Source organism: Leptospira haakeii (genome assembly GCF_002812045.1).
Lineage (GTDB): Bacteria > Spirochaetota > Leptospiria > Leptospirales > Leptospiraceae > Leptospira_B > Leptospira_B haakeii.
Genome location: NZ_NPEG01000004.1, coordinates 162,962 through 179,171 on the forward strand (window position 1 = coordinate 162,962; position 16,210 = coordinate 179,171).

Annotated in this window: 14 protein-coding genes; 9 read left to right on the forward strand and 5 right to left on the reverse strand. The window is 39.0% G+C overall.

What is annotated here, in order from left to right; genetic code table 11:
• Window positions 1-84: 84 nt before the first annotated feature.
• Complete coding sequence (locus tag CH377_RS09660) at window positions 85-372, forward strand: hypothetical protein (RefSeq protein WP_100723597.1); 288 nt, start codon at window positions 85-87, stop codon at window positions 370-372.
• Between the two features lie 79 nt (window positions 373-451).
• Window positions 452-694 (forward strand): hypothetical protein, encoded by a 243-nt coding sequence (locus tag CH377_RS09665; protein WP_100709534.1) that lies wholly within the window; start codon window positions 452-454, stop codon window positions 692-694.
• A gap of 67 nt (window positions 695-761) precedes the next feature.
• Here the strand turns inward: CH377_RS09665 and CH377_RS09670 are convergent, their stop codons facing one another.
• The 3 genes from CH377_RS09670 to CH377_RS09680 form a co-directional block, all read right to left on the reverse strand.
• On the reverse strand, window positions 762-1,610 hold the full coding sequence (locus CH377_RS09670; RefSeq protein WP_100723598.1) for a hypothetical protein: 849 nt from the start codon (window positions 1,608-1,610) through the stop codon (window positions 762-764).
• Between the two features lie 187 nt (window positions 1,611-1,797).
• Window positions 1,798-2,154 carry an aspartate 1-decarboxylase gene (panD, locus tag CH377_RS09675; protein WP_008592788.1) on the reverse strand — a complete coding sequence of 119 codons (357 nt, stop codon included), beginning with the start codon at window positions 2,152-2,154 and terminating at the stop codon, window positions 1,798-1,800.
• Window positions 2,155-2,160: 6 nt separating this feature from the next.
• A complete protein-coding gene (locus CH377_RS09680; RefSeq protein WP_100723599.1) occupies window positions 2,161-2,694 on the reverse strand; it encodes a type II toxin-antitoxin system antitoxin SocA domain-containing protein in 534 nt (177 codons plus the stop codon).
• Here CH377_RS09680 and lipB point away from each other — a divergent pair.
• From lipB to CH377_RS09705, 5 genes are all read left to right on the forward strand, one after another.
• The gene (gene lipB, locus CH377_RS09685) at window positions 2,672-3,361 is read left to right on the forward strand and encodes a lipoyl(octanoyl) transferase LipB (RefSeq protein WP_100723600.1); all 690 of its coding nucleotides are present in this window, start codon (window positions 2,672-2,674) and stop codon (window positions 3,359-3,361) included. The genes CH377_RS09680 and lipB overlap by 23 nt on opposite strands.
• Before the next feature lie 65 nt (window positions 3,362-3,426).
• On the forward strand, window positions 3,427-4,410 hold the full coding sequence (locus CH377_RS09690) for an LIC_12071 family protein (protein WP_100723601.1): 984 nt from the start codon (window positions 3,427-3,429) through the stop codon (window positions 4,408-4,410).
• A gap of 6 nt (window positions 4,411-4,416) precedes the next feature.
• A complete protein-coding gene (locus CH377_RS09695) occupies window positions 4,417-5,121 on the forward strand; it encodes an STAS domain-containing protein (RefSeq protein WP_100723602.1) in 705 nt (234 codons plus the stop codon).
• Between the two features lie 37 nt (window positions 5,122-5,158).
• Window positions 5,159-6,748, forward strand: a complete 1,590-nt coding sequence (murJ, locus tag CH377_RS09700; RefSeq protein ID WP_100723603.1) for a murein biosynthesis integral membrane protein MurJ — start codon at window positions 5,159-5,161, stop codon at window positions 6,746-6,748.
• Between the two features lie 98 nt (window positions 6,749-6,846).
• The gene (locus tag CH377_RS09705; protein ID WP_244283709.1) at window positions 6,847-11,829 is read left to right on the forward strand and encodes an LA_1737 family protein; all 4,983 of its coding nucleotides are present in this window, start codon (window positions 6,847-6,849) and stop codon (window positions 11,827-11,829) included.
• 55 nt (window positions 11,830-11,884) lie between these two features.
• Here the strand turns inward: CH377_RS09705 and groL are convergent, their stop codons facing one another.
• Entirely contained in the window at window positions 11,885-13,525 is a 1,641-nt protein-coding gene (groL, locus tag CH377_RS09710; protein WP_100723604.1) for a chaperonin GroEL, read from the reverse strand.
• Between the two features lie 18 nt (window positions 13,526-13,543).
• Window positions 13,544-13,831, reverse strand: coding sequence for a co-chaperone GroES (gene groES, locus CH377_RS09715; RefSeq protein ID WP_100707090.1), 288 nt, complete (start codon window positions 13,829-13,831; stop codon window positions 13,544-13,546).
• A 322-nt stretch (window positions 13,832-14,153) separates the two neighbouring features.
• Between groES and CH377_RS09720 the strand changes: the two genes are divergently transcribed.
• Both CH377_RS09720 and CH377_RS09725 read left to right on the forward strand, forming a co-directional pair.
• Window positions 14,154-15,665, forward strand: a complete 1,512-nt coding sequence (locus CH377_RS09720) for a cryptochrome/DNA photolyase family protein (RefSeq protein ID WP_100723605.1) — start codon at window positions 14,154-14,156, stop codon at window positions 15,663-15,665.
• Between the two features lie 79 nt (window positions 15,666-15,744).
• A complete protein-coding gene (locus CH377_RS09725; protein WP_100723606.1) occupies window positions 15,745-16,080 on the forward strand; it encodes an Mpo1-like protein in 336 nt (111 codons plus the stop codon).
• Window positions 16,081-16,210: the final 130 nt, after the last annotated feature.

A 16,210-nucleotide genomic window follows, 5' to 3' on the forward strand; every position in this document is an offset into this window, starting at 1 on the left:
CGCAAGAAAAAAAATGCGCTCCATTCTTCGGATTGGGCACCTGTTTGTCCGGGGAAAACCTAAAATATCATATGGGGGCCGGAAATGGAGAAGGAGCCAAAAAATTCAGAACAAGGATCCGAAAAAATCGGAGAAGATTTACAGGAAGAACTTAGATTTTTTCTGGAAAATCGATTGGATGGGCTTTTGGACGAGGCGGAGAAGTTTAGGCAAACCAAACAATCCTATAGAAAGACCCGATCCAAGTTTTTGAGACATGAGTTCAATTCGGAAAAAAACCAGGGATTTCTGCCTTTTCTCTATTCCATTTCCAAACAAAGGGAGGGGAACAGGGAGGAGCCGGAGTCTAAAGTATCAGGGAACGAATCTTAGAATGAGACCTTCCCAGATTATTTTCTCATTAGCTAAATAAAGATGGACATTTGGATGGAAAGATTCATGGTAGAGGCGAATGGATAGCAACTTCTTCTTCGAAGAGGCTCCTGAGGACTCGGAGAGTCGAGATATCTTAGATATCATGGACTCCTACCGTTATATGAACTCCTCTTACTTTTTCGATTTTATATCGGATGGAAGATGGGATCATGGCAAGGGTTGGGTGGAGAAAAACATCGACCGAGGACAATGGACCACAAGATTCGTTCCGGGCAGTATAGATCGTTACCGTCGACCCGGGTCCGGTCAAAGTCCCTGAGCACAAAAAAAGGACCCTTTTTCGGGTCCTTTTTTATTATACAGACTTGATTCTGCGACTTTAAGTCTTAGTTCACCAATTTCAACCCGTTGATGTCTATGATCTTACGATAGACTAGTTTGTTCTTCTCTTTTTGAGGATTGAAGATCAGAACCACAACCTTGTTAAAAGTAAAATATCCAGGACGATACTCAGTGTAGTGGTGAGAGAAGATCGTGGATTTATACTTAGCATTGTATACTGTATAAGTATGTTTGCTTAAAGTATCATGCTTTTGTTTTTGCAGATCTTCTGCAGTTTGAGGCACGAAATTACTGATTAGAACTTTGTCTTTTGCAGGACCTTCTTCTCCGTAAAGAACGATAGGAAGTGCATCCTTAGGATTATTAGTAAGATAATGAACTAGAGTATCCAGATTCGGGTTAGGGAATTTTACTTTTTCTCCTCTCGCGATCTTTTCATCATAGCTCTTCTTTACTTCTCCGTATTTTTTCTCTCCCCAAACATTTTTACTGTCTAGTTTTACTGGAACCAGGTTCTGGAAGTTTACTACTTTTGTTTCTTCTTCCAAATCGTATTGTCTCCATTTAGGGAATGGAACCAGTTCTCTGCGATCATCTACCCTAGAAAGAGGAGTTTCGTTTACTGCTAAAATATAAATGGAGAAGTTCGCCGCGTCGAAGTCTCTATTCTCGAGTTCAACCATTACGTCCATGAACTCGCCTTTTCCGTTATCTGCATGTCTACGGAAGAAGGAAACTTCTTTGACTAAGAGCCTATCATCGTAATACGCGAGTGGATAAAATTCCACACCTTCGGAACCTTTGCTTTCCTTCTCAGCATTGTTTTGGCCGGAAATGCCATTTCCCAAAATTAAGAATAATAGGATAAAAGAAAATTTTGCGACGGATTTCATGCGATTTAATGTCCCAGTACGGTTCTTCATATTGAATATCGACTTAAAAGCCCCGAAACTTAGCCGTTCCTTCTCCTTTTCCTTAAAAAAATGAGAAGAATTCTGCCTCGGGAGGAGAACGGATCGACTCTATCTAAAATAGGAAATTTAGTCCAGCGGATTAAAAGTTTAAGAAAAGCCTAAGGGATTAGGCTTTTTTGATATGGTTCTTGTCGTCTACAAGAACGACTTGTGGTTTATAACCTTTTGGCAGGTCCTTTTCTTCCAAGGAGCCGTAGGAAATGATAATTACCTTGTCTCCTTTCATTCCGAGACGGGCAGCGGCTCCGTTCAAACAGATCTCTCCAGAACCTCTTTTGCCTTCGATCAGATATGTCTCGAATCTGGATCCATTGTTTACATTCACAACAGAAACTTTTTCGTAAGGAAACATTCCAGCGGCATCTACCAAATCCATATCTACCGTCAGGCTTCCCTCATAATTGAGGTCGGCGTCGGTTACGGTGGCTCTATGGATTTTACCTTTACAAACAGTGATGAGCATTCGTGTTTACTCGCTAAAAAGTACCTTAAATATTTTGCCCGAGATATTCAAAAGCGTTTTTCTCTTAAAGAAATGGATTTTAGTGTTAATAGTTTCTTTGCTAAACTTAATTTCCGAAAAAAGCGGAGTTATCACGTAATTCTCATATAAATTCGGATACACTCTATTTTCGTCGTAAACACTTCCTTTGAAATTTTCCAGAACTTTGCGAAGGATCCTTTTTTCCTGACGATTCAGGTCTATCTCATCCTCATGCTCTGTTCCGACCCAAGTTAGCAAATAACCCGAAATCCCAGTCTCGGTCAATTTTGGGAGTACATCTATTAGACGATTTTCTTTCAGGTGAAGAAGTGCCTGATTTAGTTCCATCGGATAAGGAGAATCTTCCAGATGGATATATTTCTGCTCAGTAATCACTTTGGCATATTTTTGGAAGAACACACCATCGGAAAGATAGACCAATTTTGCAAGTTCCTGGCGATTTCTTCCTCGCGGAGATCTTTGGAGTATAAAGGAGATGACTTCGAGCAGCTTTTCCATAAATAATACGTGTGTGCAGGCTTTTTCCCTGAAAAATCCCCTTCCGTATGAAGATTACGTCCTCTTCCAGGAAAAGTCCCGGGAAAATAGAAGGGAATCGATTCTATTTTTGGAACACCCTCTTACGATAACCGGGGGGATCAATTATAATATCGACAATCTTCTCCGAAATGAGGACTTCCTTTCCGAACACGGAATCTCTCTCCAATACATAAAAAGAGGAGGGGATTATACCGCTCATGAGCCCGGACAGATCGTTACCTATGTACATTTGGACTTAAAAAAAAGGGAAATTTCCATCTCGGAATTTCTGGATGGGGTCCTTGAATCTGCTATTTATTCCACTAAGAAAGTTTGGGATCTGGATCTTGTAAAAAATCCCCACGCTCCCGGGCTTTACCTTTCTACTTCTCCCAATCGTAAAATTCTTTCTATGGGAGTTTTGTTCAAGTCTTGGTTTACCAGTTATGGGATCGCACTGAACGTTTCTAATGATTTTTCTGCCTTCCAGTGTATTCATCCCTGCGGACAAGACTGGAAATCCATGATTTCAGTCTCTCAGTTGGGACTCGGAAGCGGGCAAGATAAGAAGAAGGAATGGATCCTGGCTTTTCAGTCCAAATTTCTGGAACATTTAAAGCCGATTCGAGACAAGATCAGCACCTAAAAGGATTTTTATTCTTTAGAAAAAAGCCGAAATCGGCCGATTTTTAAAAGAAGAGAGGTTCTCAGGTGCAAATTTTCAAACATATTCTATTTTTCGTTTTAGCACTTTTGGTTTGCGAAGGGATCGCTGCCGGAGCCTCTGCATGGTCTTTTCTGGAGTCTTCTCTTGCTTCTTTTGAGCAGATCAAAAATCTTTCGGACCAAAGAGCCAGAGATACGATCGGTGCCATTTCTAAATCCAGCGAAGGAAAATTAAGTAAAGATAGATTAGAAGATCTGAACTTTGCATTCACAAGACTTGTGAAAGTGACTTCTGGAGATAAAGAAGGATTTATCATTTCCGAGATCAGCATGACTGATGATTCAGGAGTAGTTCTTGCATCGTCGAACGAAGATTATGTGTCCGATCAGAGAGCAAAAAGAAAACCCGAACCTAAGTTTTTATCCACTAATTATACCGCTGCACATCATTTGAGAAAATGGCAGATCGGGACTCCTATCCTCTTGGGAGAAAAGAATACATACCAGAATGATAAACTGATGCAGATCGTTTCTCCTTATTTCCCTGAAATTACGGAGCCAAGTGTTCTTCTTTCAATGGCTGTATATCATCCTGAAAAATTGGAAAGAGTGGCTTCTCTTCATATGAAATATGAAAGAGGGAACTTTGCACATTTTGTAAAGATACAGACAGAACTTTTCTGGTGGACCTTGCAGAATAACGCGATCATCGCTCTTATCTGCGCTCTTATATTAGGATTTTCTCATTTGCTTATTAAAAGTGTTCGTACTTCTTTTACTCAGGACGGAAAGTATATTGCGGATCCTTCTGCTCCTCCTTTATGGGAGAAGGTCGACTTTGCACAAACTCAGGGGCCTATCCGTTGGAGAGAAAATGTTTCTCCTACTCCTTCTTACACAAGCCAAAACACCGCGCCTGTTTCTGAGAGCCATGTTCCGGCAGCGACCCCAGTGTTATCTGCTCCTTCTACTGCGCAAGCAGTCAATCGAGAGAAAGCGGAAATTATAGACGCTATTTATCTAGGATAAACTTTTTTGGAAATTCATACTACAAAACAAGGACATATATTGAAGGTAACTCCTAAGGGAGTTCTGGATTCTTATTCTGCATTCGATCTGGTACGTTTTATCAAAACTCGCTGGGAAGAAGGAGAGAGACTTGTTCTAGTCAATTCTCGTTTTGTGGAATATATAGAAGAAGATGGGATTTCTGCGCTCGTAGAATTGAAAAACTTCTTCGAAAAATTCGGTGGAAATATTGCATTCAGTGACTGGAACGAAGAAAGTTTATTGGTTTTAGGATTATTCGGTTTGAATAAAGGCCAGAACTTCTTCGCACATGAAAAAGAAGCGGAAGTTTGGCTTTCTTCTTTGAAGATAGAGGATAGAAGGACTTTATCGGAGAGATCGGAAAGTGTTTCTTCTCTCAGACAAACTAAACCTGTACAGTTTTATTCAAGTCCCTCTTCTTCGTTAACTAAGTCGGATGTATATGTTCCTGAGATCAGCACTGTTCCTATACCTGGGCAAGAACCTGTTGAGAAAACTAAGATCGGAAAGGATCTGGATCATTCTTTAGAGCAGGCGAGACACATCCAAGAGAGAATATTATATTGTGAGTCTTGTAGGGCAAGACTTAGGATTAAAACTCTTGGCCGTCATCAATGTCCTAATTGCGGAATTCAGTTTGACGTAAGTCGCACCGGCGGAGTTCGATACTTAGAGAAACTATTAGGTTAGTTTCAATACGTCGGAAACACCGACCACGTAGGATCTCTTGTCCCAAGCAGCCAGAAGAAGTTTCGCTCTTTCTTTTTACACCCTCGTTTCCAGAATTTTAGGAGTGTTCCGAGACCATTTTATGGCCGTGTCTTTCGGGACAGGCACAGTGGCCTCCGCATTTTCTGTAGCTTATAGATTGCCTAATATGTTCCGCAACCTATTGGCAGAAGGGACTCTTTCTCAATCCTTCATGCCATTATATTCAGATGCGGAGAAGGACGGAGTAGTCGCCGCTCGAAAGATGAGTGGAGCCGTATTAAGTTTTCTTTTTGTAATTCTTCTAAGCTTCGTAGTTATCGTATTTACGTTTTCTCCATTCGCACTTCCAATTCTGGTAGGAGGAACTGCTGAATATTCCGGCCTTGTAATAGAACTTACCTATATACTCTTTTTCTTAATTGTCACTGCGAGTTTGTCTTCAATCTATATGGCGATATCCAACGTCAAAAATAGATTTTTTGTTCCATCTCTTTCTCCCATCATTCTGAATTTAAGTTATCTCACAGTGTTCCTTGGGATTTTTCCCTTTGTAGAATGGGAACTTTTGACCAAGGTGAGAGTCCTTTGTTTTGCGATCGTAGGAGGAGGAATCATACAATTAGTTGTCCAAGCCTGGTACGTTTCCAAAAATGGAGAAGGTCCGATATTCTCTTGGAATTATAAACATCCTGCCATTTCAAAAATATTTAAACTGATGTTACCTGCAGCGGTCGGAGGCGGTTTTTACCAGCTCGGGCTTTTAGTGGATATATTTTTAGCAAACTATGTGCAGAATACAAATCCAGGTTTGGGTGCAGTCGTTAGTTTGGATTACGCACAGAGGTTGGTGCAACTTCCTACCGGAATTATCGGAGTCGCACTTGCCACCACAACTTTACCTGCGTTACTTTCTTCCCTAAAACAAAACAAACATTCTGAGGTTCCTAAGGAAATGTTGGGGGTTTTAGGATTCGCAGGTTTTCTGACTGCGCCTGCTGCCTTAGGAATTGGCATTTTAGCCGGACCAATTTTGGATTCCATATATTATGGAGGAAGATGGGATCATTTAGCTACGGAAACTACGATTTTACCTTTGGTATTTTATTCAGTAGCGGTACCATTTTATAGCATGAATAAGGTTTTGATCTCTACGTATTATGCATTCCAAGATACTAAAACTCCTTTGAGAGTCCAAGCATTCACTTTTGTTTTGAATCTGACTTTAAACTTTTCATTAATTTTCTTTCTGAAACATTCTGCAATCGCATTGTCTTCCGCCGTATCAACTGTAGTAACTTGGACCTTACTTTCGGGTTATTTAAAAAAGCATGAAGTCGCTTTTCCTTGGGAAGGTTTTATTTCCAAAATTGCAAAATTGATCCTGCCACTTTTAGCGATGGCGGCATTTTTATTTTTTTATAAAGAAATAATCCATCCTTGGGCTTTAGGTTTTCTCTCCGAAAAAGGCTTAAGTTATGCGAATTCTTCCAGGATCTCACTTTGTGCCGCTATTCTTCCGGGGATGGCAATTTTTTTCCTGATTAGTCTGCTTTTAGGTATAGAAGAGATAAGGTTAATAGCTGGAAAAATATTTCGTAAGAAGTAATTTTGCCCGATAGATCTGCGGTGAAGAATTGGGACTGGCTCCTTCTAAGGTAAAAATTCTCCGAGGAGAAAAAAGTAAGTTAAAACTTCTAGAAGTTTATGATTAGAAATTTTCTGAAAAATTTTTATACTAAAATCGGAGGAGCTTTTTTATTTTTTCCGGTTCTTTTGATTTGTTTTTCTTTTGAAATTCAGGCAACCGATTATTTTGACACCCTCACTTCCGAGAAGAAACCTATATTAGGAAGTGATAAAGAAGATAAATATACTTTCAAAATTTCCCCATTCGCGAGTATTGAGAACTGGGGGCCTCATTATTCATTAAATCTGCTAGTTCTTTATACTTATACTGATTATCCCAAATTTAAGCAGACTAGTTTTTTTCCTTTATTTGATCATATATCTGCAAAAGAAAACAAATCTTACAAATCTTATCTTTTCCCGATCTATTATGCACAGCGCATCCAGGACTCTCAGTCGGATTCCGAAGTAAACTATTCCTTATTTCATTATAACTCTTTCGAATCCAGAGGAGAAAAATTTTCGGAGAGTTGGATATCCTTTCCTTCTTTTCTCCCTTTGTTTGGAAGAAGTAAAACAATTGAAAGCGGCAAGGAAGAATCCTTTTATTTCGCGGTCCCGTTCTTGTTTTTCAGGAATAGAATTAATGGAGATGACTGGAATCATTTTTTGATCTTTCATTGGGGAGAAGATAAAGAGTCTTCTTACGGTTCCATTCTTCCTTTGGTGTATTGGGGCTCCGGTAAAAGAAAATTCAATTTAACTTTTTTTCCGATCTTTTTCTATAGTACATTATATAATTCTTATTCTGATAAGGAAGATTTTCATTTTACCATTTTTCCTCTATTCTCTTACAATTCTTGGAATTCGAGTCAGGAAGGTTCCTTTTTTACTCCACTTTTCGGCCAAACTTGGAGGGAAACTCCTCAATTAGGGGGAGGCGGAAAAGAAGAGGAAAAATTTTCCTACTACTTGGCTCTTTTCCTGAATCGTAATTATCATAACGGTGAATTACAGAATTATAATGCGAATATTCCGATCTTATTCAGCAGGAAATGGGAGAAGGGAGGTAAGTCCGATACAAATATAGCATTGATCAGTGGTTGGAGTTCCAATGAAAAAGGAGATTATTCGTCCTCTTATCTTTTTCCTCTGATGTTCCATAAGAAAAACGAATATTTTTATCTGTTCCCTGCATATTTCGATAATGGGACTAGCAAATTCGGGATCTTGCCTCCATTCTATTATAATCGAACAGCGACAGACCTGGACTTTTATGCTTTAAATTTTTATTATACGAAAGATTGGAGCGGATCCTCTAAATTTTTATTTTTCCCGGTCTATTATCATTCGTTTAAACCGGATGAGTCAAAGATTGTTACTCCGATTTTTTATTATTCTTCGGATGTTTCCAAAACTACCACTTTGTTTCCTTGGTTTCTTTTTTATCGAAATAAAGAAAAAGAAGCCTCTCAGAATTATTTTATAAATACTTATCTTTCTTGGAATGATCAAGGGAAATTTCAGCACGGGTTTTTCTTCCCTCTTTGGTTCTATAAGTCTCAAGATTATTTTCATTTTATTCCTTTATGGGCGAAGGGGAATCAGCCAGGGAATGAATATACTTGGATCATTCCGTTATTCACTTATTGGAATAAGACTAGAACTTGGGTAGGTCCGTTCTATTCTAGAAAAAGTGAGATCGGTGATCAATATGAAAGATGGATCTTATTCCCATTCTGGTATTTTTATAGGGACTCTTGGCAAGGTAATAAGTCCGAAAGTTATACACTTTTGCCTGTTTTCCAATGGAATGATACTTCCGAATATAAAGAACTCATAACTCCTTTGTCTTATTCAAAAGAATATAAAACAAAGTTCGAAAAATATTCCTTAGTTACATTATATGAAAGATATGACACCGACCAGGAATCTAGGAGGAGGATATATCCGTTTTATTTTTCGAATAGTACTAACGAATATTCTTATTGGAATGTTCTTGGGCTTGTAGGTAGAGGTTTTGACAAGGTCGGAGATGCAAAATATAGTTATGGATTTCCATTCTACTTCTATAAAAGGGATAGTTTTCGCTTAGTTTTACCATTCTATTTCCGTTTTGGAAAGGACGAAGATATCTATACTCATTTCGGTCTTTTTCATTATTGGAATCGTTCTGCAGAAAAGGATAATACCTGGATTTGGCCTTTATTATGGTTTTCGAATGTGGATAAGGTCCGTAAGGAAGAATTCTCCACTTGGTTTCCCCTCTATTGGAATTGGAACAATTCGCGGAGCAAGGGGGATATGTTTCTTCCCCTTTGGCTAAACTATTATGAAGCGGATAAAACTTTAGAGTTAAAATTAGCCTATTCTTCCTCTAAAACATTAGGAAGTTTTTCGGGAGCAGCCGGAGTCGGGGCTACTGAAAAAGATTATTATCTAGACGCGGATATTTCTTTGTTCTATAGTTTATTTAGCATTTCCACAAGAACCTCCGTAAACAAAGAGGAATTACAATTTTGGAAAGAAAATCACCCTGCTGAAGTCGCCACATCCGATTTACCTGTTAAGAATATTTCCGTTAAAAATTCTTGGGAAGAAAAAGAAGGTTTGGGCCAATACAATAGATTAACTCGAGAGAAGGTCCGTTCTTTCTGGGGTGTCAGTGCTTTATTCGGAATTTTCAGTTATGAAAGGGGAGACGACAGGCGACATTTCAGGTTACTCCCTTTAAGTTGGTTTTCTTGGTCTGAAAAAACGTCGGATAAGGTGTATGCCGCTCCTCTATTCTTTTGGAGTAGGATTGCGGATGAATCTTATTTTGTTTTATTTCCTTTCTATGGAAGACAGGAACAAAAGGAAAATTTCCAAGAATCTTATCTGCTGTTCGGTTTCTTGAGAGGAAAACAGGGGGAACTTAGAGATTATTCTATTCTATGGCCGATTACTAGATTTTATACTTCACCGGATTCTTGGGGATTTAGGATCTTTCCTTTAGTTGCCCATGATGAGTCTAAAGATTATTCTCGCACAATCTCTCCTTTGTATTATAAAAAGAGGATCGTAGAAGGAAATATTACCACCAAAGCTTTTCATTCATTACTTTTGCCGTTATTTCTATATCATTCTGGTTCTGAATCCAGCCAGAATCAGGATCTATTCCAAGAAAAATCATATAATCTCTTAATACCATTTTATTTGAGTTATGGTTCTAAGATCAAACTTCCATCTGAAGAGGCATATGTATCCAAGTTTTATACTTTATTATCCGCTTATTCTAATAAGAGAGAATTGAATGGTGAAGAATCGTCTTCTCTTCTCACTCCATTCTACTATTATTCCAGATATAAAGGTGCTTCCGAAACTTCGGAACAGGCAACTAAGGTAGACTTTTTATTTTTTCCTACGATTTACTATAAACGAAACACCTCGGAAAGCACACTTTTTGTCTTAGGATATTATAGCGAATCTTCCCCCTCCGTCTCGAAAGGTAATTTCCTTGGGTTAGTATCTTCTTCTACCGAGAAAAAAGGTGAAAGGATATCTAATTCTTTTTATATATTTCCTTTCTATTTTTCCGGATCAGAAAAGGAGGGAGAAAAAACGATCGAAAGTTATACTACCATTCCTATTCTTTATTCCGGTTATAAAAAAGAAGATCGCTCGGGATGGAATATATTAGGTTTTTTAAGCGGCTCGGGTTCTAATCAAGAAAGTTCTTTTGCGATCTATCCTTTCTATTCTAATAAGGAAAAAAATATCCCGAATCTGCTTAAAGAAAGAGTTACCTGGGGACTTTTGTATTATTCGGATAGAACCGAATTCCAAGCGGGAAGTTGGAACTCATTTAACGCAAATCCTTTCGGAAAGTTAAAAGCCGAGGAGAAATCTTCTTATGGAAGCAAAACTTTAGAAACTAGTTCTTCTTTTTACTTTTTACCGATCCCGCTCTTATATACATATTCTGAAAAACAAACTTTGGAAAATCGGGAAAATTCCAAAAGGGAAGTGACCTTTCTGAAATTGATCGATTATTCCAAATACGAATCCGTCTCTCTTAAACAGAATAGTACGGATAAGGTTGTGGATCAATGGAGGGATTTTACGGCATTCTTCCTTTTTTCGAATACATTACATACAGTTAAGGATTTAAAGAAGGAAGAGACGACTAGTACGTATTTTAAATCTTATCTTTTTCCGGTATATAGATTCGAATCGGATAGCGATCCTTTCAAAAAGGAAAAACACTTAAACTTTTTGTTAATTACCGATTATAAATCAGGAAATTCCGGTTTAGAAAGATTAGTAGTCGGTCCCGCTTTTTATTTGGACAATTCGGAACGTACCGCATACGGTTTGGCTCCTCTCGCATTTTATAGGAAAAGTAGAGAGTCCAGATTCTGGTTTGCATTCGGCTTTTATAGTTATAAGGATACTGATTGGGATCGCTGGGGATTTGCGGGAATTTTCGATACGAACTACGAGAATTATCAAAAAAGAAGAAATTTAAACTTCTTCTTGGGTATGATCCATACGGAATTGGAAGAACAAAGAACGAAAGTTGCGATCTTTGGCGGACTCTTGGGTGGATATGAAAGAAGTCCTGATTATTCGGATACGAATTTCCTCTGGTTGCGTTGGAAATCAGTTCCTGGCGAAACTCTGGCAAATTTTTTACCGGTCTATTATTATCATTCGGATGCATCCGGAACCGCAACTTTGATCCCTCCGGTTTTAGGATATTTCTCTTCCGAAAAAGACGGAAGATTCGATATGCTTGGTTTGGGATTATTGTATTATCGAAATCAAAAAATTTCCAAAGAAGAAGATCTGATGCTTGTCGGTCCTGGATTATTCTATTATAGACAGTACGGGAATAATATGAACGGCTTACATGCGATGGGAATTTTAGCGATCCCTGGAATGGGGGGCCTTCTTTGGGATTGGGAATACGAGACCAAGACCAAATATAGCAAATACTCTATTCTACATTTATTATATAGTCATACGGTCACCAAGGAAGGGAAAGAGATCGATAGAATATTCAGCATCAAGTTATAAAAAAAGCCGAGGATTTCTCCTCGGCTTTTAACTTTCCGAAAGGAAGAGAGGCACATTACATCATGCCGCCCATTCCTCCCATACCGCCCATTCCACCCATAGGAGGCATTCCGCCGCCGTCTTTTTCAGGTTTGTCGGTGATTGTAACTTCTGTAGTTAACAACATTGATCCGATAGAAGCAGCGTTTTGGAGTGCGGAACGAACTACTTTAGCAGGGTCAACGACTCCAGCTTGTAGTAGGTCTTCCCAAACCATAGTAAGAGCGTTGAAACCTTCGTTTCCTTTTTTACTTTTTGCTTGCTCTACTATTACGGATCCTTCCAGACCAGCGTTAGAAGTGATCATACGGATCGGTTCTTCTAGTGCGCGGAAGATGATTTTTGCTCCAGTAGCTTCGTCGCCTTCTAATTTAAGACCCGCAACTGCTTCTTGAGCTTTTAGAAGAGTTAATCCACCACCAGGAACGATTCCTTCTTCTACTGCTGCGCGAGTAGCTGAAAGTGCGTCTTCTACACGGTGTTTTTTCTCTTTCATTTCTACTTCTGTAGCTGCACCAACATGAATCACTGCAACACCGCCAGCAAGTTTTGCTAGGCGCTCTTGTAGTTTTTCACGATCGTACTCGGAAGTAGTATCTTCGATCTGTTTTTTGATCTGACCTACACGGCCTTGGATATCTTTAGAAGCACCTTGTCCTTCGATGATGGTGGTGTTTTCTTTATCCACAGTAACTTTTTTAGCGCGTCCCAGTTGTTGAACTGTTGCGTTTTCCAGTTTCATTCCGAGGTCTTCGGAAATCACTTGTCCACCGGTAAGGATTGCGATATCTTCTAACATCGCTTTACGACGATCTCCGAATCCAGGAGCTTTAACAGCAACACAAGAGATAGTTTTACGAAGAGTGTTTACTACGATAGTAGCTAATGCTTCTCCTTCTACTTCTTCTGCGATGATCACTAAAGGTCTTCCAGCTTGAGCAACTTTTTCCAATACAGGAAGAAGGTCTCTCATAGAAGAGATCTTTTTGTCGTAGATCAGGATATATGGATCACTTAAAGTAGCGATCATTGCTTCAGGATCGGTTACCATATAAGGAGAAACGTATCCACGGTCGAATTGCATACCTTCTACCACGTCTAAAGTGGTTTCGATAGATTTTGCTTCTTCTACAGTGATAACTCCGTCTTTTCCGACTTTGTCCATAGCATCTGCGATCAGATTTCCTATATCCTTGTCGTTGTTTGCGGAGATAGTCGCAACGTTAGCGATATCTTTTTTGTTTTCGATCTTAACCGAACGTTTTTTGATACTTTCTACTGCTGCATTAACTGCTTTATCGATACCGTGTTTAAGTGCCATAGGGTTTGCACCAGCGGTAACGTTTTTCAATCCTTCGTTAACGATAGATTGAGCGAGAATAGTCGCGGTGGTAGTTCCGTCTCCAGCAACGTCATTCGTCTTTGTGGAAACTTCTTTTACCATCTGAGCGCCCATGTTCTCGATAGCATCTTCTAGTTCGATTTCTTTTGCTACGGTAACTCCGTCCTTAGTGATGGTTGGAGATCCGAATTTTTTGTCGATTACTACGTTTCTTCCCTTAGGACCAAGGGTAACTTTTACAGCGTTCGCTAGTTTGTTGACGCCTTCTAAAAGTTTACGTCTAGCTGTTTCATCATACTCGATAATTTTTGCCATTTTTATTTCCTCGGCCTATTACTTTTTCACGATGGCAAGAATGTCGCTTTCGCGGATGATTAAGTATTCTTTACCTTCGGATTTAATTTCAGTTCCGGAATATTTGCCGTATAGAACGACATCACCAGCTTTAACTTCTAGTGGTATAAGCTTTCCGTCTTCATAACGTCCGCTTCCTACTTCTACAACTTTTCCCTCTTGCGGTTTTTCTTTAGCCGTATCAGGAACGAAGATGCTGCCGATTTTTTCTTCAGCGTCTTGTTTAGGCTCGACCAGAACACGGTCACCTAGCGGTTTAATCGCCATGACTTTCTCCTTTTAGCACTTGAAATAAATGAGTGCTTGAATATAAATTCCAGGAAATCCGAAACAGGGGTGGGCGGTCAAGCACTTTGGGCAATAGAGTGCTAAAATATTCGTTAAAATCCGCTTAAACCCTCGAATTTTTCATTTCCCGTTTTTTAAAGGAAGAAGTCTAAGAGCGAATTGAGAATTAAGGGTTCGCACGGAGAACACAAAGATCACGAAGTATTTCGCTTATAGAATGTAAACGATTCGATCAAGCTTTCAAAATTTCTCCGTGTCCTTTGTGTCTTTGTGCGAAAAAAATCGAATAGGATAAGATCATTTGTTCTCAGAGAAAAATTTAATCAGAGTCCGGGAAGGAAATAAGAAGCCCGTCTTGGAAGAAGGAGAATATATTCTCTATTGGATTCGAGCGAATCGAAGGTTGGCTTGGAATCATTCTTTGGATTATTCCATTCATCTTTCTAAAAAATTTGGGAAACCTTTGGTCATCTTTGAATCCGTCATGATGGATTTCGAATGGAGTTCTCCTAGGCTCCAACAATTTCTTTTAGAAGGAATTTGTGATACTGTAAAAGACGCAACCCGTATCGGTCTTACATATTGGCCTTTTGTAGAAACAAAGAGGCATTCTCTTTCGGAGATCATCCCGAGTATTTTAGAAAAATCTTCTATTGTGATTACGGATGATTTTCCTTGTTTTTTTCTTCCACTACATGCTCAGAAACTTTCAGAGACCCTAAATTGTAAACTATTGCTCGTGGATTCTAATTCTATCACTCCACTTGCTTCTTATGAAAAATCATTCGGATACGCTAGGGTATTGAGACCTAAACTTCATGATAGGTTTGTGGAATCTTATGTTCATAGATCTAGTCCAAAACCGAATCCAAAAGGAATTCCAAGTTCTGATCATTTAAAAAAGCCGAAATTCCTATTTTCAGGGGAGAAGGAAGACATCTCTTCGTACCTGGAAAAAATGAATTCTCAGTTTCCAAATGTTCTTCCTGTTCCAGGTAAGACTGGGGGGCGAAAAGAAGGGCTCAAACTTCTTAAAAAATTCCTAAAAGAAGGACTTCCATTTTATTCGGAAGAAAGAAGTGAACCGAGACCTCCCGATAGAATGAAGGCTTCTTCTCTTTCTCCTTATTTACATTTCGGAATGATCTCAATAGATGAAATCGTCACTGCGGTTTTAGAATCTGATCCAAAGATAGATTGGAGTCCAGATACATTAAATCATTCTTATAGAGGAAAGAATGAAGGTTTCTTTCATCCAAACTCAAATATAAATTCATTTTTAGACGAACTTTTAACTTGGAGAGAACTCGGTTATCTTTTATTCTATAAGGAACCAAGTTTTAGAAAGGATCTTGCCATTCTTCCGAATTGGGCAAAACTTTCTTTAGAAGCGCATAGAGGAGATAGGAGAGAATATACATATACTAAAGAACAATTCGAAAATGCTATGACTCATGACCCTATCTGGAATGCAGCTCAGAAAGAATTAGTTCTTACGGGAACCATCCAAAATTATCTCAGAATGCTTTGGGGTAAAAAAGTGATAGAATGGTCTTCTTCACCCGAAGAAGCATTTCGTATATTAGAAGATTTGAATCATAAATATGCGTATGATGGAAGGGATCCGAATTCTTATACGGGAATCCTATGGTGTTTTGGTGCGTTTGACCGACCTTGGTCCCCGGAAAGAGCAGTGCTCGGAAATATTCGCTATATGTCCTCGGATTCCACTTCTAAAAAATTCAAAATGAAACCGTATTTGGAATATATCAAATCCCTCGAAGGTTTTTCGGAACTCCAACTCTTTAAATAACAGCCGTTATTATAAAGGGAAGAGAAGTTGTTGCGGATTCTTTTTCCTTGCCGTATTATGTAGTTCCGGAGGGAGAAAGATGACTGAAAATAAAAAATACGAAACCCTGCAGGAATTCTGGCCATTCTACTTGAGAGAACATTCAAACAAAATGAACCGTGTATTCCATTTTATCGGAACCACATGCGCTCTAGTGTTTATCGTTTCCGCAATCTTCTATATGAATGCTTGGTACTTACTGGGAGCATTGTTTAGCGGATACTTTTTCGCGTGGATAGGGCATTTCTTCTTAGAAAAAAACCGCCCCGCTACGTTTATTTATCCGTTCAAATCTTTCGTAAGCGACTGGAGAATGTATTTTTGCACGATTACCGGACAACTCGGTAAAGAACTGCAAAAGGCAGGAGTGAAGTAAGTTATCTATATTTCGGAATCGCAGCGTAGTAATTTTCACGTTACCTGCGATTTCGTTACGATTACCCCATTTGAGGGATACTCGTTTGTTACTGAAGCGGTGTAGGTTTAATTCGCTTATTAAGTAACGT

Excerpts from the sequence above, each read along its gene's own strand:
- CH377_RS09680 (WP_100723599.1), bottom strand. The coding sequence starts at position 2,694 with ATGGAAAAGCTGCTCGAAGTCATCTCCTTTATACTCCAAAGATCTCCG.
- groES (WP_100707090.1), bottom strand. The coding sequence starts at position 13,831 with ATGGCGATTAAACCGCTAGGTGACCGTGTTCTGGTCGAGCCTAAACAA.
- CH377_RS09705 (WP_244283709.1), top strand. The coding sequence starts at position 6,847 with ATGATTAGAAATTTTCTGAAAAATTTTTATACTAAAATCGGAGGAGCT.
- lipB (WP_100723600.1), top strand. The coding sequence starts at position 2,672 with ATGACTTCGAGCAGCTTTTCCATAAATAATACGTGTGTGCAGGCTTTT.
- CH377_RS09670 (WP_100723598.1), bottom strand. The coding sequence starts at position 1,610 with ATGAAATCCGTCGCAAAATTTTCTTTTATCCTATTATTCTTAATTTTG.
- CH377_RS09725 (WP_100723606.1), top strand. The coding sequence starts at position 15,745 with ATGACTGAAAATAAAAAATACGAAACCCTGCAGGAATTCTGGCCATTC.
- groL (WP_100723604.1), bottom strand. The coding sequence starts at position 13,525 with ATGGCAAAAATTATCGAGTATGATGAAACAGCTAGACGTAAACTTTTA.
- panD (WP_008592788.1), bottom strand. The coding sequence starts at position 2,154 with ATGCTCATCACTGTTTGTAAAGGTAAAATCCATAGAGCCACCGTAACC.
- CH377_RS09665 (WP_100709534.1), top strand. The coding sequence starts at position 452 with ATGGATAGCAACTTCTTCTTCGAAGAGGCTCCTGAGGACTCGGAGAGT.
- CH377_RS09660 (WP_100723597.1), top strand. The coding sequence starts at position 85 with ATGGAGAAGGAGCCAAAAAATTCAGAACAAGGATCCGAAAAAATCGGA.